The sequence below is a fragment of the Nocardioides sp. CPCC 206348 genome (assembly GCF_048654705.1).
In the GTDB taxonomy this organism is placed as follows: Bacteria; Actinomycetota; Actinomycetes; order Propionibacteriales; family Nocardioidaceae; genus Nocardioides.
In genome coordinates this window covers 51,912-72,420 of the sequence record NZ_JBMCZA010000212.1, presented here as the reverse complement: position 1 = coordinate 72,420, position 20,509 = coordinate 51,912, and the positions used below count along the sequence as shown (strand labels likewise).

Genomic DNA, 20,509 nt, shown 5'->3' with positions numbered 1-20,509 from the left:
GGCAAGGCGCCGAACCTGCCCGAGAGGAACCACCTGCTGAAGCAGGCGGCCCGGCTGTCACGAGCCTGAGTCGGTCTCCGCGGCGTCCGTCTCCAGCCAGCCGCGGAACGCTTCCAGGTTGGCTGTCGACTCGCCCCGGTCGAGACGCCACTGCCACTCCTTGCGGATGGAGGACTCGAAGCCGAGCTCGAGGATCGTGTTGAACGACTCGTCGGCGTAGGTCAGCACCGAGCCGAGCAGCTTGTCGAGGTCGGCCGGCGTGGCGGACGACAGCGGCAGCCGCGCGTCCAGGTAGATGTCGCCGTGGTGATCGAGGGCGAACCCGACGCCGTACATCTTCAGGTTGCGCTCGAGGAGCCAGCGGTAGACGCGTTCGAACTCCTCGTCGGGACGTCGGCACACGAACGCGTGCACCCCGAGTGCGTGCGAACCGACGTCGAGACGGACCGGCGTCTGGAGCTTCTTCTCACCGGGCAAAGAGAAGGTGAAGGTGCCCGGGGTCGACTCCTCGAACTCGATGTCGTTGTCCGCAAGATACGTGCGTACGACGTCCGCGGGTTCACTCACACGGACGAGCCTACTTCCTGCCGCATGAGCGAATGGGCCCGCTCGTAGACGGCCAGCGTCTGGGCGGCCGTCGCGTCCCACGAGAACCTCTCGGACTGCACCAGGGCGCCCGCGGCGAGCCGCTCACGGAGGTCGGCGTCGGCAACGACCCGCTCGAGGGCGAGCGCCCAGTCGTGCGACTCGTGGCTGTCGACCAGCAGGCCGCTGTGGCCGTCGCGGACGACGGTCGTGAGCCCACCGACGGCGGCGGCGACGACCGGCGCCCCGGCAGCCTGCGCCTCGGCGGCGACCAGTCCGAAGGACTCGTTGTAGGACGGGACCGCGACGAGGGTGGAGGCGGAGTACCAGCCTGCGAGCTCGTGCTGCGGGACCGGCGGCACGAAGCGGACCACGTCGTCGATGCGGAGCTCGGCCGCCAGGTTGGCCAACGCCGTGGGCCGCTCGAGCCCGCTGCCGGACGGGCCACCGACGATGGGCACGACCAGCCGCGAACGGAGGTCGGGGCGCCGGAACAGCAGCTCGGCGACTGCGCGCAGGAGCACGTCGGGGGCCTTGAGCGGCTGGATGCGACCGGCGAAGAGCAGCACGAGTGCGTCATCGGACAGGTCGCGGGCCCGCCGCGCGGCCGACCGCTCCGCGGGCGACAACGGCCGGAAGACGTCGGTGTCGACGCCCGGGTGCACGACCTCGACACGGGCCGGCTCGGCGTCGTACAGGTTGATCAGCTGCTTGGCCTCGAGGTCCGTGTTCGCGATCAGCACGTCAGCCGACTCGACCACCTGCTCCTCGCCGATCTCGCGCTCGAGCGGCTCGGGGGTGTCGCCCTCGGCCAGCGCTTCGTTCTTGACCTTGGCCATGGTGTGCATCGAGTGCACGAGCGGCACGCCCCACCGGTCGCGCGCGAGGGCGCCGACCTGGCCGGAGAGCCAGTAGTGGGAGTGCACGACGTCGAAGTGGCCGGCGGGATGGGCGGCCTCGGCCCGCAGCACGTCGCGGGCGAAGACGCAGAGCTGGCCGGGCAGCTGCTCCTTGGTCAGGCCCTCGAAGGGCCCGGCGTGCACGTGGTGCACGGTGACGCCGGGCGACATCGCGACGACGGGCGCCAGGCTGGAGCTGGTCGCGCGGGTGAAGATGTCGACCTCGATGCCGCGCTGGGCGAGGCGACGGGCGACCTCGACGACGTAGACGTTCATGCCGCCCGCGTCACCGGTCCCGGGCTGGTCCAGGGGCGAGGTGTGCAGGCTGATCATCGCGACGCGTCCGATGTCGGACGGTCCGGACTCCCCCATGCCACCTCCTCGTGCCACTCGTGTCGCCGAATCCCGGGCGATTGGTCAACCCTCCCAGTGTGCCCGGCATTCCCGTCCGGCAAGAATGACGTTCATGATCAAGCCCCTCGCCGTCGTGACCGGAGCCTCCAGCGGCATCGGTGCCGCCACCGCGCGCCACCTCGCGGACGCCGGCTTCGAGGTCATCTGCGCAGCGCGCCGGGCCGACCGGATCGAGGCACTCGCGGCCGAGATCGGCGGCCGCGCCGTCGTCTGTGACGTCACGGACGCCGAGTCCGTCGCGGCACTGGCCGCCGCGGCGGGCCCGCGGGTCGACGTACTCGTGAACAACGCGGGCGGCGCCTTCGGGTCGTCTCCCGTTGCCGAGGGCGACGCCGACCAGTGGCGCCGGATGTACGACGTCAACGTGGTCGGACTGATGCAGGTCACCCGGGCGTTGCTGCCCGCGCTGATCGCGAGTGGAGACGCCGGCGGCGCCGGCACGATCATCAACGTCGGCTCGATCGCCGGACGGGTGGCCTACGAGGGCGGCGCCGGCTACACCGCGGCGAAGCACGGCACGAAGGTCGTCACCGAGACGCTGCGCCTCGAGCTGGTCGCCCAGCCGGTCCGGGTGTGCGAGGTCGCACCGGGAATGGTGCGGACCGACGAGTTCGCGCTGGTGCGCTTCGACGGGGACCGGGCGAAGGCCGACGCGGTCTACGCCGGGGTGGCCGAGCCGCTGGTAGCCGACGACATCGCCGATGCGATCACCTGGGTCGCCACCCGCCCACCGCACGTCAACATCGACGAGATGGTCATCAAGCCGCGAGCTCAGGCTGCTCCGCACAAGGTGCATCGCGTCTGAACCGTGCCAGCACGCCCCGCACCAGGTTGCGGGCGCGCAGCAGCAACGCGACCGGCACGCCCGTCCAGGCGGTTCGGGACCTGACCACGAGTGCGGCGTGCGCCGGGAGGACCAGGATCATCGCTGCCTGACCGAGGTCGGCGGGCGACCGGCTCGCCATCAGGTGGTTGCGGAGCGCGACCGCGCTCCCCGCGCCCCCGCCGTACGTCGCCCGGACGCCGAGGCCGTGGTGGCGGCGGGCCCGCTCGAGGTGGGCGTCGGGGACCCGGTCGAGCCGGGCATGGATCTCGCTCGGTACGGCGGCGGGCAGTCCGACGACCTCCCGGGCCACCGCGAGGGACACCGCCGCGTGCGGCGCCAGGTCGCCGTCGAACACGGCCGGGTCGCGGGAGAGCCGGCGCAGGTCGACCAGGGTGCGCGCCCAGATCCAGCCCTCGCGGTGCCCGGCGAGGTGGTGGAAGGCGTCGCGGGTGCTCAGCGTCGCGAGCTCGGTGCCGCCGAGCGCCACGAGCTCGCGGCGTGGCCACAGCTCGGCGAACTCGGGGTGGGCGCCGCGCATCGCGTCGAAGCGCCAGTGCAGGTCGACGTCCCCGCCCGCCCCGAGGTAGGTCAGCGCGCTGCCCCACCGGTTCACGTGTCCCCACGCCCACATCCCGGGTTCGATCCGTCCGCACTCGTGCAGGGCCCAGCCGGCGGCCGTCAGCGCGCGGTGGGCCTCGGCGACCGTCCCGGGTGCGATGAGCAGGTCGATGTCACCGGGTCCGCGGGCGTCGTACTGCCCTGTCGTCTGGACAGCGAGGGCCTGGCCCTTGAAGGCCAGGACGCCGATCCCGCGCTGGTTGAGGAGGTGGACGGCACGCACCGTCTCGAACGTCTGGAGCATCAGGCGCTGCTGGTTGCGCTGGCGCCAGGCGTCCATGACCGAGGTGATCTCGCGCGGCAGCCCGAGGGCGTCCGCGTGCGCGCGCAGCACGTCGGAGACCCGGTGCCGGCCGATCACCGCGAGCAGCTCCCGCGGCGGCAGGTCGCCGAGCGGGACCGGCGCGGCGGGCACTCCTTCCTCCGCTCCCAGGGCGCTCTTCAGGAGCGTCCGGAGGACGTCCAGAGCGGCGGGAGTGGCAGTCACGCCGCCGAGCGTGGCACCGAGCGACGGCGCGGACCATCGGAATCGATGTTCCGGTCAGGTTAAAAATCTCCCAAACCGGCCACCAAGGCGTGTCCTCAGGGGCCACAGTTCCGTTCAACGCCTGACGGGGATTCTCCCTCCCTCCGTCACGACCGAAGGAGCTGCACATGAAGCTTGCTTACGAAACGCCGGTGCTCGAGGCACTCAGCCTCACCGCCACCCACGACATCGAGGGCGACATTGACCTCGATGTCGACGTCGACCCCGTCGCCGAGGTCGACGTGGACATCGACCTCGGGCTCGGGCTCGGCAGCTGAAACCCCGCTCCGGACTCCTGCTCGCAGCGGCGTGGACCCTTCTGGGGCTCACCCGCCTGCTCACCGTGGTGCTGCCCTTCCGGGCGATCAGGCACCTGTTGGGCGAGCACCGGTCACCGAACGGAGCGAACCCGGCCTCGGGGCCGGTCCCCCCACCTGCTGATGCGCGCGACGAGAATCGCGCCCGGCAGATCGGCTGGGCCGTGCGGACGGCCGCCCACCGGACCCCCTGGCGATCCGATTGTTATCCCCAGGCCCTCGCTGCGCGGGTCCTCCTGCGCCTGGCCCGCGTGCCCCACGCCGTGACCTTCGGCGTACGCCGTGACGACGCCGGCACCCTGAAGGCGCACGCCTGGGTGAGCGCCGGTCGCGTCGCCGTGGCCGGCGGCACGGGCCACTCCTGGGTCGGCGTCGGCAACTTCACGTGGTCCCCACGCGGCCGCTGACCATGCCCACCTACGCCGCCTACGCCCTGCGACTCGCCAGTGAGGTCGCGCTCCCCGAGCTCGGGGAGGAGCTTCCGGTGGCCGGTCCTGCCGACATCGTGATCGTGCTCGGTGCTGCGGCGAGACCGTCGGCGACCGCCACCCTGCTCCCCCTCGGCCTCTGGGTCGACGGCGACCGGATCGGCGTCGAGGTCCCCGGCGTCGGCCGCTACGTCTGCGAGGGCGGTGCCCGCATCGTCGTGGAGCCGGCCGCCGACGTGGAGCCCGGCGTGCTCAAGCTCTTCCTGCTCGGTACGGCGCTCGGCGCCCTGATGGTGCAGCGCGGCCACCTCGTGCTGCACGGCAACGCCTTCCGCGTCGGCGACGCGTGCGCGGTGGTGGTGGGCCACTCCGGTGCCGGGAAGTCCACGCTGGCGGCCGAGATGCACCGGCGGGGCCACGACATCCTCAGCGACGACGTCGTCCCGATCGACGCGGACGGGCGCGCCCTGCCCGGCTGGCCGCGCCTCAAGCTGTGGCAGGACGCCCTCGACCGGCTGGGGATCGACTCGGGCAGCTACGACCGGATCCGCGGGGCACACGCGAAGTTCCACGTGCCGCTGGACCGGCCGCCGCTCGATCCGCTGCCCGTGCGCTGGATCTACGTGCTCGACCGCCACAACGGCCCGCTGGCGATCACGCCCCTCACCGGGGCGGCGATCTTCACCAGCCTGCACGAGCACAGCTACCGCAAGGAGATCCTGGTCGGCGCCCATCGGCAGGCCCACCTGGCCCGCAGCGCAGCACTCGCCGCGACCGTGCGGCCGGCCCGCCTCGATCGCCCCCGTGGCGAGGACTCCGTCGTGGCATCGGCCGACGAGATCCTCGCCGACATCAGCCAGTCCCTGACGAAGGAGCACCATGCGACGCACTGAGACCACGGAGACGCGCTGGGTCCGCGACCCTGCCCTGCACGCCGTCGAGATGGATGCCGAGTTCGTGATGATGGGCGTCCAGCAGGGCGAGTACTACGCCGTCAAGGGCGTCGCCGCCGCCCTGTGGCGACACCTGGCCGAGCCCCACGACGTCGCCGAGCTCGCCGCGCTCGTCGCCGAGGAGTACGACGTCAGTGCCGACGCCTGCCGCAGTGACGTCGCGGCGTTCATCGACCAGCTCCGCGCCAAGGGCATGGTGCAGGCCGCGGGCTGACCAGGCTGACCTGGCGGATCGGGCGGGTCAGGCGAGGGCGCGGTCCAGCGCCGCCGCGACGTGCAGCGAGGTGCACCCGAAGACGGGCAGCTCGGAGTCGGCCTGGCGCACCAGCAGCTCCAGCTCGGAGCAGCCCAGGATCACGCCACCGGCGCCGGCGTCCCACAGCTCGCTGATCAGGTTGACGACCGAACGACGCGAGTCGTCGATGACCTTCCCGTGGACCAGCTCGTCGTAGATGATCCGGTTGAGCTCGTCGTGGTGGGCCGGCTCGGGCACGAGGACCCCGAGGCCGTGGCTGGCGATCCGGTCGGTGAAGAACGTGCGCGACATCGCGAACTTCGTGCCGAGCAGGGCCACCGTCTCGACACCCTGCTCCTTGCACGCCTCCGCAACGACGTCGCCGAGGTGCAGCAGCGGGATCGAGACCGCTTCTTGGACCTGTTCGGCGACGCGGTGGAAGGTCGTCGTACACAACATCAGGAAGTCGGCGCCGGCACGCTCGACCGAGAGGGCGGCCTCGCGCAGGATGAGCGCGACGCCGTCCCAGTCCTCGGCCTCCTGGAGCGCGGTGACCTCGTCGAAGTCGACCGACGTCATCGCCGTACGAGCCGAATGGAAGCCGCCCAGCCGCTCCTCGACGCCGCGATTGAGTGCCTCGTAGTAGGCCGCGCTGCTTTCCCAGGACATGCCGCCGACGAGCCCGATGGTCTGCATGGGTGAAGTCTAGGGGTGTCAGATCACACGCGGACCGCACGTCGACGATGTGAGCGGAAGGCTTTCGCGCCGTTAGGCTGGCAGGCGGCCACCGCGCGCGAGCGCGTGACCCGGCCACCCAGAACCTTCGACGAGAGCGACGCCGTACTCCCATGCCCCTGACACAGTCCGAGGATGGACGATCCCTCCGCCACGACCTGCGCAACGTAGCCATCGTGGCGCACGTCGACCACGGCAAGACCACGCTCGTTGACGCGATGCTGCGCCAGGCCGGTGCCTTCACGGAGCACCAGGCCGAGTCCGTGGCCGAGCGCGTCATGGACTCCGGTGACCTCGAGCGCGAGAAGGGCATCACGATCCTCGCGAAGAACACCGCCGTCCACTACCGCGGCCCCTCCGCCCAGGAGATGGCCAACGGCGACATGGTCATCAACATCATCGACACCCCGGGTCACGCCGACTTCGGTGGCGAGGTCGAGCGCGGCCTGTCCATGGTCGACGGCATCGTCCTCCTGGTCGACGCGTCCGAGGGCCCGCTCCCGCAGACCCGCTTCGTGCTGCGCAAGGCCCTCAACGCCAACATGCCGGTGATCCTGGTCGTCAACAAGACCGACCGTGGCGACGCGCGCATCGACGAGGTCGTCGACGAGACGTACGAGCTCTTCATGGACCTGCTCGACGACACGCACAGCCACGACGCCCTCGACTTCCCCGTCGTGTTCGCCTCCGGCCGGGCCGGGATCGCGTCGCTGACCAAGCCCGAGAACGGCACCCTCCCCGAGGGCACCGACCTCGAGCCGCTGTTCCGCACCATCCTCGAGAACATCCCCGCCCCCGTGTACGACGAGGGCGCACCCCTGCAGGCGCACGTCACCAACCTCGACGCCTCCCCGTTCCTGGGTCGCCTCGCGCTGCTGCGCATCCAGCAGGGCTACCTGAAGAAGGGCCAGACGGTCGCCTGGATCAAGCGCGACGGCGTGGTCAAGAACGTCAAGATCACCGAGCTCCTCATCACCGAGGGCCTCGAGCGCAAGCCCGGCGAGCAGGCCGGCCCCGGTGACATCGTCGCCGTCGCCGGTATCCCGGACATCACCATCGGCGAGACCCTCGCCGATGCGGAGAACCCGATCGCCCTGCCGCTGATCCACGTCGACGAGCCTGCGATCTCGATGACCATCGGCACCAACACCAGCCCGCTCGTCGGCAAGGTGAAGGGCCACAAGGTCACCGCCCGCCTGGTCAAGGACCGCCTCGACCAGGAGCTCATCGGCAACGTGTCGCTCCGCGTGCTCCCGACCGAGCGTCCCGACGCGTGGGAGGTGCAGGGCCGCGGCGAGCTGGCGCTGGCCATCCTCGTCGAGCAGATGCGTCGTGAGGGCTACGAGCTCACCGTCGGCAAGCCGCAGGTCGTCACCCGCGAGGTCGACGGCAAGGTCCACGAGCCGTTCGAGCGCCTCACCATCGACGCGCCCGAGGAGTTCCTCGGCACGATCACCGAGCTCCTTGCCGCTCGCAAGGGCCGCATGGAGGGCATGACCAACCACGGCACCGGCTGGGTGCGCATGGAGTTCGTCGTCCCGGCCCGAGGTCTGATCGGTTTCCGGACCGACTTCCTCACCGAGACCCGCGGCACCGGTATCGCGCACCACATCTCCGAGGGCTACTTCCCGTGGGCTGGCGAGATCCGCTCGCGCGCCTCCGGCTCGCTGGTGGCCGACCGCTCCGGTGCGACCACGGCGTACGCCATGACCTCGCTGCAGGAGCGCGGCGTGATGTTCCTCGAGCCCGCCACCGAGGTCTACGAAGGCATGATCGTCGGCGAGAACTCCCGCGCCGACGACATGGACGTCAACATCACCAAGGAGAAGCAGCAGACCAACATCCGGTCCGCCACCTCCGACAACTTCGAGAAGCTGATCCCGGCGAAGAAGCTCTCGCTCGAGCAGAGCCTGGAGTTCTGCCGCGAGGACGAGTGCGTGGAGATCACTCCGGAGACGGTGCGGATCCGCAAGATCATCCTCGACGCCAACGAGCGCGCGAAGATCACGAGCCGCGCCAAGAAGGCCTCCAGGTAGGGCTCAGCCTCTCCGGTAGTTCTCGGGGAACCGTGCGTGCGGCTTCCCCACCCGAATCGTCGTCCCAGGCTTCCTGGGGCGACGATTCCTGTTGGTGGGTAGGCGTCCTGCGCGCGCACCGGCGCGGCGGAAACGACCCGCCCGAGGCTTGCTTCGAGCCGATCAAACCTACGCCTGTCCCCCTGCCGTCGTCGGCCAATTGACGAAACTCCGACCATCGGAACCTGTCATTGCTCGCCGTTGCGAGACGGCGTCAGATGAGACTTGGGCAACCGGGGGGTTGCGGCCCAACTGGGTCGCACAGGGGCCGGGGGCCTGACCGCGTGCTGGTCGCTTCGGGGCTCTTGGGGATCCACAGACGTGGTGCCGCCGTTCACGTGCACTTTCCCGCACCTGACAACCAGGGGTACCGATCACATGATTCAACTTCTTCGCTCCCGGAAGAACCGGGGCAAGGCCGGGCTTTCCCCGGCGTCTCGTCGCCGCAGGCTGTCGATCGTGGCCAGCATCGCCGTGGTCGCCGCCACCACGATCGTCAGCTCCGGCGCCAACGCCGTGGCCTTCGGGCCGTACAACATCGACGGCACCGTGCCAGGCACCGATGCTGCCCAGACGCTGATCGACGACTTCGGCAGTACCAAGGAGATCGGCCCGAAGAACGGCAGTCCCACCAAGATCACGGTGATCCACACTGCGGCCACGCCGATGCTCGAGGTCACGAACCCCAACGCACAGGTCGACCTGAGGAAGGCCTGGCTCAACCTCAAGCGCCAGGGCAACGCGGACTTCCTGTACTTCGGCTGGGAGCGCGACTCCAACACGGGCAGTGGCTTCATCGCCTTCGAGTTCATGAAGAACGGCCTGCCTTCCGGTTGTGCCGTGTCGTACGCCCCGGCCACCTGCAACCCGTGGAAGAGCGGCACCGAGGCCGGCAACGTCAAGGTCGGCCGGAGTGCCGGCGACTTCCTGATCCTGTGGGACCAGAGCGGCAGCAGTGCCGTGCTCTCCAAGAGGACCTGGACGCAGGCGAACGCGAACGCGCCACTGGTTCTCGGCGCACCGGTCGGCCTGCCCCCTGCGCAGGCAGCCGGTCTCTACAGCGCCGACAAGTTCCGCGGTGAGGCAGCCATCAATCTCACGGCAGCGGGCCTGACCGACGGCCAGTCCTGCACCACCTTCGCCAACGTCATCCCGAGCACGGTGACCGGCAACTCCGACACGGCCGACTACAAGGACACGATCCTCCAGAAGATCGATCCGCTCAGCAGCTGTACACCGACGCTGACCACCGCCCCGGCGGACGGCGCAGGCGTCGCACTGGAGGAAGGCACCCTCTCCATCGGGGATGGCGTCGCCCAGGTCAAGGACATCGCCACCGTCGGCCTGACCGGCGGCAATGCCACTCCGACCGGCTCGGTCTCGTTCTGGCTCTGCAATGCGGACACCCACGGAGCGACGTGCGGGGCCGGCGAGGGCGAGTCGATCGGCTCGACCAACCTGAGCGGCAGCTCCTTCCCTGTCGATGTCACCTCTCCGACGGCGTACATCACGGCTGCCGGCACCTACTGCTGGCGCGCCACCTGGAGCGGCGATGCAGCGAACGGCATCCCCGCGGTGTCCGAGAACGACGAACCGGGCGAGTGCTTCGAGGTCTCCGCCGCCACACCGGAGTTGACCACCGAGGCGGGACCCGACGTCAACGCGGGCGGAACCGTCAGTGACACCGCGACACTGTCGGGTACGGCGACGCAGCCGGTCGGCGACGGGATCAGCACCACGCTGCCCGTGGGCGCCGAGGACGCGGGCGGCACGATCACCTTCGACCTCTACGGACCCAGCGACTCCGGGTGTGGCCAGGGCGAACCGGTCTACACGACGTCGGTCGATGTGGACGGCGACGGTGACTACTCCACCCCGGATCCGCAGTTCGCGCCGGAATCGGTGGGCACCTACCACTGGGTCGCCACCTACAGCGGCGACGACCCCAACACCAACGGTGCCGACCACAACACGGACTGCTCCGTTGACGACGAGATGGTGGAGGTCACCGACGTCCCGTCGACGATCGAGACCGCCCAGACCTGGGTGCCGAACGACTCGGCGACCGTGTCGGCGACAGCCGGTGGGGACCTGGACGGAACGGTGACCTTCGACCTGTACGCCACGTCGGACTGCACGGGTGCGGCTGTCTACACCGAGGACGTCGACGTTGCTGGCGATGCTGACGGCGTGACCGTCGGTACGTCGAACGAGGATGCCTTCGCCGCAGGCGACTACTCGTGGCAGGTGACCTACAACAGTGACAACCCGGCACAGCGGGACATCGACGGCAGTTGTGAGGAGACCTCCTCGCTGACCGTCGACAACGGTGACCCGGTCTCGAGTGACTGAGGCCTGACCCAGCCCGCCCTGCGGGACCCGCAGCATCGTCACCCGACCAGTACCCACGAGACTGGTCGGGTGACGACTGCCCGCAGCAAGGACCGCTGGCTCTTCGCGACCCTCGCCGCCGTCACCACCGTCACCGCGATCGTCAGCAGCCTGGGTGCACCGCTCGTCCCCAGCATCGCCAGTCGGTACGACGTCCCGATCAGCACCGCGCAATGGATCCTGACCGCCACGCTGATCACCGCGGCAGCCGCCACCCCCGCCCTGGGACGCTGGGGCAGCGGACGCCTGCGTCGGCCGGTCATCCTCGGCGCGCTCGGTGTCGTCCTGGTCGGCACCGTGCTGTCCGTCGTACCGCTGGGCATCGGCCCGCTGATCGCCGGTCGCGCCCTGCAGGGCGTGGGCCTGGCCCTGTCGCCGCTGACCATGGCCGTCGCGCGCGACGTCTGGTCAGGCGACCGGCTCGCGTCGCGCCTCTCGTTGCTGTCGGTGGCGACCGTGGCGGGCGCCGGTCTCGGCTATCCGCTCACCGGCTTCCTCGCCGAGTACGCCGGCGTCAGCGGCGCGTACGCCTTCGGCGCAGCCCTCGTCGCGATCAGCCTCGGCCTTGCCCTGCGGCACCTCCCGAAGCACGCCGTAGGGGTGCCCCAGGCCGTCGACCTGCCCAGCGTCGCCCTGGTGGGGGCCGGCATGGTGTGCACCCTGCTCGCCGTGAGCGAGGGCGAACGGTGGGGCTGGTTGTCCGCACCGGTCCTGCTCCTCGCCGCAGGTGGCATCGGCCTGCTCGCCGGCTGGATCGTCCGCACGGTCGGCGTGGCCCGCCGCGGCGGCCAGCCGCTGGTCGACCTTCGCCTGGCCACCCACCCGGGCGTCCTCGGCCCGAACGTGGTCGGCTTCGTGCTCGCGTTCGCGATGTACGGACTCCTCACCGTCGTCGTCCTCCTGGTCCGCAACGACGGCAGCGACGGGTGGGGGCTGGACCGCGGACCCCTGAGCGCCGGACTGGTCCTCGTCCCCTACGCCCTGATGAGCGTCGGTGGCAGCCGGGTCGCGCTCCGCATCGCGCGCCGGTACGGCGCACACGTGCTGCTCCCCCTCGGCTCCACGATCTTCGCCTCGTCGCTCGTCATGCTCACCCTCGAGCACGACACCCTCACCCTGGCCCTGGTCGCGATGGCCATCGGCGGGCTCGGCAGCGGCTTCACCTTCTCGAGCCTGCCGATGCTGATCGTGCCGCACGTCCCCCCGTCGGAGACCGGCAGCGCGATGGCCTTCAACCAGCTGCTCCGCTACCTCGGCTTCGCGGTGGGCTCGGCTGCTAGCGTCGCCCTCCTCGCGGTGTACGGCGGCCACGAGGCCGCCTTCCGCGCCACCACGCTCACCATGGCCGGTGTGTGCCTGGTCGCGGCGGCCGTCGTACCCCTGGGGCGCCGGAGGCAGCAGCGGTAGCGAACCAGCCGTCAGGGCCCTGCCGATCCACCACTCGCCCGTTTCCCGCCGGATTTGCCCCCTGAACGCCCCGAGGAGTGGATCGCCAGGGACCCTGTGGATGACCACCTGCGTTGCCCGCGCTGATGAGCGACGATCTCTGGTATGCGCCCACTGGAGGTCATGCGCGAGTGCGGCGGCGTCGCCGACACCGCCGTCCTTCGCGCACGATGCGGCAAGAAGGCGATCAAGCGCGCGCTGGACTCGGGAGACATCATCCGCCTGCGCCGCGGCGTCTACGGACTGCCAGGGATTGCCGAGGCGCAGCTGAGGTCGATCGAACTGTCCGCAACGATCATCGGGCCGTCCGCTGCCCTGATCTGGGAATGGAAGCTCAAGCGTCCACCCGGGAGGCCGCACGTCGCCCTCCTCAAGGGACGGACCCTCACGCCTCGGCAACGCGCACAGATCGTGCCGCACTGGTGGTCCTCCCAGGGCGATGTCCTCGTCAATGCGCAAGGTGCGCGCATCCAGACGCCGCTGGCCACGGCCGTTCATTGCCTTCGGACGATGCCCTTCGACGAGGCGCTCGCCGTTGCCGACTCAGCGCTCCGTTCCGGACGTGTCACTCGCGACGACCTGCTGGTGGCCATCGCGGCCGCGCCGCGGATCGGGCGTGGCCAGGCGGAGGCAGTCGCGCGGGCGGCAGACGGTCGCGCGGCCAACCCGTTCGAGTCGTGCCTGCGCGCGATCTGTCTCGACATACGCGGCCTCAACGTTGAGCCCCAGGTGCAGATCGGCCCCCACCGGGTCGATCTCGCCGACCGTCGCCGACGGATCGTGATCGAGGCCGAGTCGCGGACATGGCACGCCGGACCTGATGAGCACAACGCTGACATCCGTCGCTACACGACGTTGGTCCGCGAGGGCTGGCTGGTGATCCGCTTCAGCTACGACGACGTGATGCACGACCCGGCCTACGTGGCTGAGGCGCTGCTCGACGTGCTTCGCCTGGCACCCGTTCGGGCAGCCTGACCAGCATCACTCAGCGACCGAAGGCCGGCTTCTCCTTGGCCAGGAACGCCCGCACGCCCTCGTTGAAGTCGGGGCCGGAGTAGACCTCGCGCAGCAGGGCCTCCTCGCCCTCGGGCGACGCCTCGAGAGCCTCGGCGTAGGTGCGGAGCTGCTGCTTGGTGACCTCGAGGGTCACCCGCGACGCCTGGGCAATGCCTTCGACGAGGGCAGCGATCTCCAGGTCGAGGGCGGCAGCGTCGGGAAGTGACGCGAGCAGGGCACCGGCGGAGTGGGCACGATCCGCGGAGACCAGGCGGGAGGCCAGCAGCATCTCCCGGGTGAGCGACTCGCCGAAGACCGCCTGGCAGCGGTAGAGGACGGTGCCGGACAGCGCGTTGCCGAGCGTGCGGGCGATCGGGTAGCCGAACTTCGACGCGGCCGTCGCGACGCGCAGGTCGCAGTGCGTGGCGACGGCGAGCCCGCCACCGACGCACACGCCGTCGATCGCGGCGATGGTGACCTGGGGCAGTGTCCAGAGCCGCTCGAACATCTCGCGGATCCAGTTCTCGTAGTCGACGGCGTCGGCTTCGAGGAAGTCGCTGATCTCGTTGCCGGCAGCGAACGCCTTGCCACCCGCCCCGCGCAGCACCACGACCGCAACGGACCGGTCATCGGCGGTCTTCTCCCACAGCTCCCGCATCTGGGTGTACATCGCCGTCGTGAAGGCATTGCGGCGCTCGGGCCGGTTGAAGGTCACTTCGAGCACGCCGGCGCCGAGGCGGTCCCGTTCGATCAGCAGGTCGTCAGTCACGGCCCGAGGGTACGGCGCGCAGCAGCGCGTCCCGTACCGGCGTCCGGCTGGTGAGGACCCCCAGCACCACGCCGATCGTGTTCGCGACCGCGTCGCGCCAGTCCATCATCCGGTCGGTGGTGAGCGTGCCCTGCCCGATCTCCATCGCGACGCCGTAGAACACCGCGAACCCGGCCGCCCAGAGCAGCGGTCGCCCGGGCCGGAAGAGCTGGACGCCCGCCGCAGCGACGAGGAAGTACGTCGCCAGGTGCATCCACTTGTCGCTGGCAGGAACGTCCGGGCCGGATCGGGGTGCGCCGAGCGAGGCGTATGCGACGGCCACGAGCAGGGCGACCCACAGCCCCAGCCAGAGCCAGGGCAGGCGGAACGCCTTCACCGGCGCCTGCCGACGAGGCCGCGCCCGCGCTCGCTGACCACGAGGGCCGCCAGGACACCGGCGATCGCACCGAAGAGGTGTCCCTGCCAGGAGACGCCGGGCTGGCCGGGCAGCACGCCCCACAACACCCCGCCGTACACGAGCAGCACGGCCACGCCGATGGCGATCTCGAGGGGCTTGCGGTCGACGAAGCCCTGCACGACGAGGTAGGTGAGCCAGCCGAAGATCAGGCCCGAGGCCCCGATGTGGACCGAGTGGTCACCGGCCACCAGCCAGACCGCGAGCCCACCGGCCAGCCAGATCACCGCGGTGGCGACGAGGCCGCGCGCGATGCCGGTGGCGAGGGTCAGGAAGCCCAGCACCAGCGCCGGCACGGTGTTCGCCACCAGGTGTCCCCAGCCGCCGTGCAGCAACGGTGCCGCGAGGATGCCGAGCAGGCCCTCGTCGGACCGCGGCCGGATCCCCCATCCGTCGAGGCGGTGCGAGGCAGCCACGTCGATCCCCTCGATGACCCACAGCACGGCGACGAACCCGGCCGCGCCGACGGCTGCCACCTGCCACGCGGGCCGTTCGCTGCCCTGGATGCTCATGCGCCCAGTCTGCCCGGAGGTCGAGGAGGTTGCTCAGCGACCGTCTCTAGACCCCCCACACCGCGACCCAGTACTGCACACCAAAGGGCAGGTCGTCGTAGAGCACGTCGGCGTCCGCCAGCTCCCGGCCATCGAGCTCCGAGAGCGCGGCGACGTCCGCCCAGAGCTCGTCGGCCAACGCGGGATCCGCCGAGCCGAGGTCCGCCCGCAGCGCGGCGTCGAAGCCCTCGGCTCGTTCGTCGAAGTGCCCCGGTGCCTTCTCGGTACGACGACCCGACCCGTTCCCGACCACGAGGACCCCCGTCTCTCCGGACTCGACGACGGATGAACCGACGGCAGCGACCAGCGCAGCCCCGACCCGTCCTCCCGACCCTCCCGACCCGCCGGACGCGACGACGCGCACCCGCGGCCCGAGTCGCCCCACGGCCGCGAGGCACGATGCACGCAGCTCAGCGACCGGGTCCTCGATCGACGCGTACTCCGGCAACAGCGCCAGCACGCCGGGCACCAGGGCCACCGGCACGACCGGGGCGCTCACTGCAGCCCCCGGATCGCCCGCAGCGGCGGCCTGCGACCGGCGATCGACCACACCATGTCGACGGTCTGCCGGGTCTCGACGACCTGGTGCACGCGGTAGATCCGGGCGCCCGCCAGCGCACAGACGGAGGTGGCAGCCAGCGTCCCCAGGAGCCGCTCCCCCACCTCCCTGCCCAGCGTCTCGCCGACGAAGTCCTTGTTGGACAGGGACACCAGCACCGGCCAGCCGGTGGCCACCATCTCCCCCAGGCGCCGGGTGACCTCGAGCGAGTGGAAGGTGTTCTTGCCGAAGTCGTGGGCCGGGTCGATCACGATCGACTCCCGCGCGACACCAGCGGCCAGCGCGCGCTCGGCATAGGCCACGGTGTCGGTGATCGCGGAGGCGACCACGTCGTCGTACTCGATCCGGTAGGGGCGGGTCCGCGGCGTCACGCCGCCGGTGTGGGTGCAGATGATCGCCGCGCCCCACTGCGCCGCGACGTCGACGAGCTCGGGATCGGCACCACCCCACGCGTCGTTGAGGACGTCCGCACCGGCTTCGCACACGGCGGCGCCCACCTCGGCGCGCCAGGTGTCGACCGAGATCACCAGGCCGGGCCACTCCGACCGCACCCGGGCCACGAAGTCCACGACGCGCGCCTTCTCCTCCGCAGCGGAGATCTCGACACCGGGTGCCGCCTTGATGCCACCGATGTCGACGATCTCGGCGCCCTGCGCGACCACCTCGGCGACCCGCGCGAACGCTGCGTCCTCGGCCCAGGTCGCACCCTTGTCGAAGAACGAGTCCGGCGTCCGGTTGACGATGGCCATCATCAACGCGTCGTCGTCGCCGAAGGTGTGGCGACCGAGGGCAAGCGTCACAGCAGGTCCTTTGCCGGAGGGCGTTCGATGATGGGTACGACGTGCTCGACGGGCTCGAGTCCGCGCAGGTACTGCCGCAGCACCGCTGCATCCGGTGGCTGGGGCCTCGAAACCTCCGGGGCCACCCGCGCCAGTGCCGCAGCGATGATCTGCGTCGCCATTCCGCCGAGGTCGCGCAACGCCTGGTGCCGGTGCGCCCGCACCCCGAGGTCGACCTGGGCGAGCGCTTCCACCCCGCCCTCTCGCACGGTGTCGATCAGCGCGGCCAGCTCCACCGCGTAGCCCGACGGGACCGACAGCCCGGCGAACCACGACCGTCGTACGGCCCACTCACCGGCCAGCGGCTGGACCAGTCCCCCGAGCTCCGGGAACAGCAACGCGATCAGCGGACGCGCGACCAGCTCGGTGACCCGTCCGCCCTCGAGCGGGCCGTCGGCGCCGGGGCGGTCGTAGAACCCCTTGACCAGCTGCACCTCGGGCGAGCCCAGCAGTGGCCCCAGGAGTCCCGGCACGAAGTGGGTGTCCCAGTCGTGGAGGTCGGCGTCCATGAAGACCAGCAGCTCACCGCTGGTGACGAACAGCGACTTCCACATCGCCTCGCCCTTGCCGGGGTGGGTGCCCAGGTCCGGCCGGATCTCCGCGGACCGGTGCACGCGGGCGCCGGCGGACTCGGCGACGGCGAAGGTGTCGTCGACCGAGTCGCTGTCGATGACGACGATCTCGTCCACGAGGGCGACGGTGTCCATCAGGGCCTCGCGGACCCGGGTCACGACGGCGCCCACGGTCGCGGCTTCGTTACGGGCCGGGACGACGAGGCTGACGCGCTGTCCCAGGGCCATCTTCTGACCCAGTAGCCCCTCGAGGCTCCAGTCGTCCCAGTGGGCGGCGCGGATCCCCATGCCCGCCAACCTACCGGCAGCGAAGGTTCACCATCTTTGCTCCCCATCGTCGGAAGACGGTGTTACGGTCGGAGCCATCTCGGGAACTGGGCGCTCCCTCCCCCCTGGAGTTCACATGTCCTTCCGGCGTTGGCGTCGCAAGATGCGATGTCTGTTCAAGCACGGCCCACGCGGCTGCCCTCACATCGAACGGCACACGCGTAGGTCGAAGCACCGACCCCCATTGCGGCCCGCACCGCTTCCACAGCCACAGTCCGCGGACGGCCCCGGCCGCCACGCGATGCACTGACGACCCGTCAGCGCGCCAGAAAGTTCCGGATCGCCTGCGCGAGGGCCCGGGCGTACCGGTTCCTGCCCTGCGCGCTCTCGACCAGCGCGGCGTCACGCGGGTCGCGCATGTTGGCGAGCTCGACCATCACGGTCGGGATGTCCGAGTGGTTCAGGGTGCCCAGGTCGGTGCGGACATCGATGCCGTTCCTCCCCTGGTACGACGACGCCGGGAATCCCGCCGCCTCCAGCGCATCGCGTACGTCGACCGCGAGCTTGCGTGACGGCTTCGCGATGTCGTCGGTCCAGCCGTCGAGGACGCCCGGCCGGATGACGTGGAACCCACGCGCGCCGTCCACTGCGACCCCGTCGGCGTGGATGCTCACGCGCAGGTCGGCCGTGCGACCGGGCTCTCCCGGGTTGCCGATGGATCCGCGCACGTCCACGCACGGACCCCAGAGGTCATCGGAGTTGCTCGCCCGGGTCAGGACGACCCGCGCGCCGAGGCGCCGCAGGATCCGCCGCGCCGCCACGGCCACCTTCCACGTGAACGTGGCCTCGGGGTAGCCCGCGTTGGTCGCCGCACCCGTGGTGTTGCACTCCTTGTCGAACCCGCCGGCGTCGACGGGCCGGGCGATCTCGGAGCCGTGGTGCCGGTTGCCGAGCTGGTGGCCGGGGTCGAGGACGACGACCTTCCCTGCCAGCGGCTTCTCGACGACAGGTGCCGGGCCGGAGGTCGAAGAGGTCGCGCAGCAACCGTCTCGAGACCCCGTGGCCGCCGGCGGCGTCGGGTCGGCGCCACCCGTGCACCCCGCGGCAACGGCTGCGACGAGCACCAGCGCGACGACCCGGGCACCGCTCACGCGTACCCCAGCACGTCCTTCCGCTTCTCCCCCCAGGCGAGCGCGGACGCGATCGCCTCGTCGAGGGAGAGCTCGGCCTTCCAGCCGAGCAGCTCGGCCGCCTTGTCCGCGTTGGCGAACGCACCGGCCGCATCGCCCGGACGGGCCGGGGCCTCCGTCACCGGGATCGGCTTGCCGACGACGCGCTCGACAGCGGCCAGCAGCTCACGCACGGTCACGCCGTCGCCGCCGCCGATGTTGATGTAGGTGAACGTCGAGTCGACCTTCGCGAGGGCGTTGTCGAACTCCTCGATCGCCCGCACGTGGGCGCGCGCCAGGTCCCACACGTGGATGTAGTCACGGATGCCCGTGCCGTCGCGGGTCGGGTGGTCAGTGCCGGTGAGCGTGAAGCTGTCCCGCTGGCCGAGTGCGGTCTGCGCCATCAGCGGCACGACGTGGGTCGCGTCCTTGAGGTGATAGCCGGTCTCGAGGTCCGGGTCGGCGCCGATCGGGTTGAAGTACCGCAGGATGATCGCGCGCAGGTCGCTCGCCCTGGAGAGGTCCTCGAGCACCATCTCCATCATCCGCTTGGTGCGGGCGTACGGGGAGTTCGGGTCGACCGGGTCGGCCTCGGTCACCTCGAAGTCCGGCGTCATCGCGTAGAGCGACGCCGTCGAGGAGAACACGATCCGGCCCTTGCCGAGCGCGGTCAGCTCGTCGAACATCTCCAGCGACTTCGCGACGTTGTCTCGGTAGTACTCGTAGGGCTTCTCCACCGACTCGGGCACGACGATCCGGGCTGCCATGTGGATGGTGGCATCGAGGTCGGGGTGCTCGGCGACCAACCGCCGCAACAGCGCCCGGTCTGCGATGTCGCCTTCGTAGAAGATCCGGTCGCCGACGTACGCGCGCGGTCCGCTGAGCAGCGAGTCGAGGATGACGGGCGTGTGGCCCGCCTGCTCGAGGGCCTTGGACGTGATCGAACCGAGGTAGCCGGCGCCGCCGGTGACGAGGACCTTCATGCCAGAGACCCTAGCGACCGCTTCTCTGCCAGCAGGTCCTGCAGGTACAGGCCGTAGCCGCTCTTCAGCAGGCCGTCCGCCAGCTCCTCGAGATGTTCGTCATCGATGAACCCGAGTCGCCAGGCGATCTCCTCGGGCGAGCTGACCTTGCTGCCCTGCCGGGCCTCGAGCGCCCGGACGAAGTTGCTGGCGTCGTTGAGGTCATCGAAGGTCCCCGTGTCCAGCCAGGCCGAGCCCCGCGGCAGGATCTCGACCTGGAGGCGGCCCTCGTCGAGGTAGAGCCGGTTGAGATCGGTGATCTCGAGCTCTCCCCGGGGCGAGGGCTGGAGCGACCTGGCCCGCTCGACCACGTCGGGACCGTAGAAGTACAGCCCGGGGACGGCGTAACGACTCCTGGGATGCTCCGGCTTCTCCTCCAGCGAGAGCGCCTTCCCGTCGGCGTCGAAGTCCACGACGCCGTACGCCGTCGGGTCGGCCACGCGGTAGCCGAAGATGGCCGCACCGTCGAGGTCGGTGAACTGCCGCAGCCGCGTCCCGAGACCGGAGCCGTAGAAGAGGTTGTCGCCGAGGACCAGACCGGCGCCGCCGCCGTCGAGGTGCTGCTCGCCGATCAGGAACGCCTGGGCGAGACCGTCGGGCGAGGCCTGGACGGCGTAGCTGATCTCGATGCCGAACTGCGAGCCGTCGCCGAGGAGCCACCGGAACTGGTCGGCCTCGCGCGGCGTCGTGATCACCAGGATCTCGCGGATGCCCGCCAGCATCAGCGTGGAGAGGGGGTAGTAGATCATCGGCTTGTCATAGATCGGCATCAACTGCTTGCTGATCGCATGGGTGATCGGGTGCAGACGGCTCCCCGTACCACCGGCCAGAATGATCCCGCGCATGTCCCTAGACTGTCACGC

The 20,509-nt window shown here is 70.5% G+C and carries 22 protein-coding genes; 9 read left to right on the top strand and 13 right to left on the bottom strand.

All coding sequences use genetic code 11. From position 1 onward, the window contains the following. Window positions 1-57 precede the first annotated feature (57 nt). Complete coding sequence (locus ACOADB_RS22375) at window positions 58-567, bottom strand: YbjN domain-containing protein (RefSeq protein WP_378603817.1); 510 nt, start codon at window positions 565-567, stop codon at window positions 58-60. Continuing rightward, window positions 564-1,856 carry a D-inositol-3-phosphate glycosyltransferase gene (gene mshA, locus ACOADB_RS22370; RefSeq protein WP_378603814.1) on the bottom strand — a complete coding sequence of 431 codons (1,293 nt, stop codon included), beginning with the start codon at window positions 1,854-1,856 and terminating at the stop codon, window positions 564-566. Before mshA ends, ACOADB_RS22375 begins: the two co-directional genes overlap by 4 nt. A gap of 97 nt (window positions 1,857-1,953) precedes the next feature. Between mshA and ACOADB_RS22365 the strand changes: the two genes are divergently transcribed. Next, entirely contained in the window at window positions 1,954-2,703 is a 750-nt protein-coding gene (locus ACOADB_RS22365) for an SDR family NAD(P)-dependent oxidoreductase (protein WP_378603897.1), read from the top strand. Here the strand turns inward: ACOADB_RS22365 and ACOADB_RS22360 are convergent. After that, window positions 2,657-3,829 (bottom strand): nucleotidyltransferase family protein, encoded by a 1,173-nt coding sequence (locus ACOADB_RS22360; protein ID WP_378603811.1) that lies wholly within the window; start codon window positions 3,827-3,829, stop codon window positions 2,657-2,659. The genes ACOADB_RS22365 and ACOADB_RS22360 overlap by 47 nt on opposite strands. A gap of 167 nt (window positions 3,830-3,996) precedes the next feature. On the opposite strand from ACOADB_RS22360, the gene ACOADB_RS22355 reads away from it, so the two are divergent. Genes ACOADB_RS22355 through ACOADB_RS22340 form a run of 4 tightly spaced genes read left to right on the top strand, consistent with a single transcriptional unit; the run spans window position 3,997 to window position 5,780 of the window. Further along, window positions 3,997-4,146 (top strand): hypothetical protein, encoded by a 150-nt coding sequence (locus ACOADB_RS22355; protein ID WP_378603809.1) that lies wholly within the window; start codon window positions 3,997-3,999, stop codon window positions 4,144-4,146. Beyond that, window positions 4,143-4,592, top strand: coding sequence for a lasso peptide biosynthesis B2 protein (locus ACOADB_RS22350; protein ID WP_378603894.1), 450 nt, complete (start codon window positions 4,143-4,145; stop codon window positions 4,590-4,592). Before ACOADB_RS22355 ends, ACOADB_RS22350 begins: the two co-directional genes overlap by 4 nt. Window positions 4,593-4,594: 2 nt before the next feature. Beyond that, window positions 4,595-5,506 (top strand): hypothetical protein, encoded by a 912-nt coding sequence (locus tag ACOADB_RS22345; RefSeq protein WP_378603807.1) that lies wholly within the window; start codon window positions 4,595-4,597, stop codon window positions 5,504-5,506. After that, entirely contained in the window at window positions 5,493-5,780 is a 288-nt protein-coding gene (locus ACOADB_RS22340) for a PqqD family protein (protein ID WP_378603805.1), read from the top strand. The genes ACOADB_RS22345 and ACOADB_RS22340 overlap by 14 nt, the downstream gene beginning before the upstream one ends. Before the next feature lie 27 nt (window positions 5,781-5,807). Here ACOADB_RS22340 and ACOADB_RS22335 read toward each other — a convergent pair whose 3' ends face one another. Further along, window positions 5,808-6,497, bottom strand: coding sequence for an aspartate/glutamate racemase family protein (locus tag ACOADB_RS22335; protein WP_378603803.1), 690 nt, complete (start codon window positions 6,495-6,497; stop codon window positions 5,808-5,810). Between the two features lie 152 nt (window positions 6,498-6,649). On the opposite strand from ACOADB_RS22335, the gene typA reads away from it, so the two are divergent. From typA to ACOADB_RS22315, 4 genes are all read left to right on the top strand, one after another. Then, window positions 6,650-8,572: a translational GTPase TypA gene (gene typA, locus ACOADB_RS22330; RefSeq protein WP_378603801.1), complete on the top strand. Its 1,923-nt coding sequence runs from the start codon at window positions 6,650-6,652 to the stop codon at window positions 8,570-8,572. 498 nt (window positions 8,573-9,070) lie between these two features. Further along, window positions 9,071-10,963: a hypothetical protein gene (locus tag ACOADB_RS22325; RefSeq protein WP_378603799.1), complete on the top strand. Its 1,893-nt coding sequence runs from the start codon at window positions 9,071-9,073 to the stop codon at window positions 10,961-10,963. Between the two features lie 69 nt (window positions 10,964-11,032). Beyond that, window positions 11,033-12,409 (top strand): MFS transporter, encoded by a 1,377-nt coding sequence (locus ACOADB_RS22320; RefSeq protein ID WP_378603795.1) that lies wholly within the window; start codon window positions 11,033-11,035, stop codon window positions 12,407-12,409. A 144-nt stretch (window positions 12,410-12,553) separates the two neighbouring features. Continuing rightward, window positions 12,554-13,423, top strand: a complete 870-nt coding sequence (locus ACOADB_RS22315) for a DUF559 domain-containing protein (protein WP_378603792.1) — start codon at window positions 12,554-12,556, stop codon at window positions 13,421-13,423. A 10-nt stretch (window positions 13,424-13,433) separates the two neighbouring features. Here ACOADB_RS22315 and ACOADB_RS22310 read toward each other — a convergent pair whose 3' ends face one another. From ACOADB_RS22310 to rfbA, 9 genes are all read right to left on the bottom strand, one after another. Further along, window positions 13,434-14,213, bottom strand: coding sequence for an enoyl-CoA hydratase-related protein (locus ACOADB_RS22310; protein WP_378603789.1), 780 nt, complete (start codon window positions 14,211-14,213; stop codon window positions 13,434-13,436). Further along, window positions 14,206-14,589, bottom strand: coding sequence for a VanZ family protein (locus ACOADB_RS22305; RefSeq protein WP_378603786.1), 384 nt, complete (start codon window positions 14,587-14,589; stop codon window positions 14,206-14,208). Before ACOADB_RS22305 ends, ACOADB_RS22310 begins: the two co-directional genes overlap by 8 nt. Then, complete coding sequence (locus ACOADB_RS22300; RefSeq protein ID WP_378603783.1) at window positions 14,586-15,179, bottom strand: rhomboid family intramembrane serine protease; 594 nt, start codon at window positions 15,177-15,179, stop codon at window positions 14,586-14,588. Before ACOADB_RS22300 ends, ACOADB_RS22305 begins: the two co-directional genes overlap by 4 nt. Before the next feature lie 46 nt (window positions 15,180-15,225). Beyond that, window positions 15,226-15,717: a hypothetical protein gene (locus tag ACOADB_RS22295; RefSeq protein ID WP_378603780.1), complete on the bottom strand. Its 492-nt coding sequence runs from the start codon at window positions 15,715-15,717 to the stop codon at window positions 15,226-15,228. After that, window positions 15,714-16,577, bottom strand: a complete 864-nt coding sequence (gene folP / locus ACOADB_RS22290) for a dihydropteroate synthase (RefSeq protein WP_378603777.1) — start codon at window positions 16,575-16,577, stop codon at window positions 15,714-15,716. The genes ACOADB_RS22295 and folP overlap by 4 nt, the downstream gene beginning before the upstream one ends. Continuing rightward, the gene (locus ACOADB_RS22285) at window positions 16,574-17,476 is read right to left on the bottom strand and encodes a glucosyl-3-phosphoglycerate synthase (protein ID WP_378603773.1); all 903 of its coding nucleotides are present in this window, start codon (window positions 17,474-17,476) and stop codon (window positions 16,574-16,576) included. The genes folP and ACOADB_RS22285 overlap by 4 nt, the downstream gene beginning before the upstream one ends. A 296-nt stretch (window positions 17,477-17,772) precedes the next feature. Then, on the bottom strand, window positions 17,773-18,606 hold the full coding sequence (locus ACOADB_RS22280; RefSeq protein WP_378603770.1) for an N-acetylmuramoyl-L-alanine amidase family protein: 834 nt from the start codon (window positions 18,604-18,606) through the stop codon (window positions 17,773-17,775). Continuing rightward, window positions 18,603-19,607: a UDP-glucose 4-epimerase GalE gene (gene galE, locus ACOADB_RS22275; protein ID WP_378603767.1), complete on the bottom strand. Its 1,005-nt coding sequence runs from the start codon at window positions 19,605-19,607 to the stop codon at window positions 18,603-18,605. The genes ACOADB_RS22280 and galE overlap by 4 nt, the downstream gene beginning before the upstream one ends. Continuing rightward, window positions 19,604-20,491 (bottom strand): glucose-1-phosphate thymidylyltransferase RfbA, encoded by an 888-nt coding sequence (gene rfbA / locus ACOADB_RS22270; protein WP_378603764.1) that lies wholly within the window; start codon window positions 20,489-20,491, stop codon window positions 19,604-19,606. Before rfbA ends, galE begins: the two co-directional genes overlap by 4 nt. Between the last annotated feature and the right edge of the window lie 18 nt (window positions 20,492-20,509).

Coding starts and splice junctions, on each gene's coding strand:
- galE (WP_378603767.1), bottom strand. CDS start 19,607: ATGAAGGTCCTCGTCACCGGCGGCGCCGGCTACCTCGGTTCGATCACG.
- ACOADB_RS22340 (WP_378603805.1), top strand. CDS start 5,493: ATGCGACGCACTGAGACCACGGAGACGCGCTGGGTCCGCGACCCTGCC.
- ACOADB_RS22285 (WP_378603773.1), bottom strand. CDS start 17,476: ATGGGGATCCGCGCCGCCCACTGGGACGACTGGAGCCTCGAGGGGCTA.
- rfbA (WP_378603764.1), bottom strand. CDS start 20,491: ATGCGCGGGATCATTCTGGCCGGTGGTACGGGGAGCCGTCTGCACCCG.
- ACOADB_RS22300 (WP_378603783.1), bottom strand. CDS start 15,179: ATGAGCATCCAGGGCAGCGAACGGCCCGCGTGGCAGGTGGCAGCCGTC.
- mshA (WP_378603814.1), bottom strand. CDS start 1,856: ATGGGGGAGTCCGGACCGTCCGACATCGGACGCGTCGCGATGATCAGC.
- typA (WP_378603801.1), top strand. CDS start 6,650: ATGCCCCTGACACAGTCCGAGGATGGACGATCCCTCCGCCACGACCTG.
- ACOADB_RS22335 (WP_378603803.1), bottom strand. CDS start 6,497: ATGCAGACCATCGGGCTCGTCGGCGGCATGTCCTGGGAAAGCAGCGCG.
- ACOADB_RS22355 (WP_378603809.1), top strand. CDS start 3,997: ATGAAGCTTGCTTACGAAACGCCGGTGCTCGAGGCACTCAGCCTCACC.
- ACOADB_RS22345 (WP_378603807.1), top strand. CDS start 4,595: ATGCCCACCTACGCCGCCTACGCCCTGCGACTCGCCAGTGAGGTCGCG.
- ACOADB_RS22315 (WP_378603792.1), top strand. CDS start 12,554: ATGCGCCCACTGGAGGTCATGCGCGAGTGCGGCGGCGTCGCCGACACC.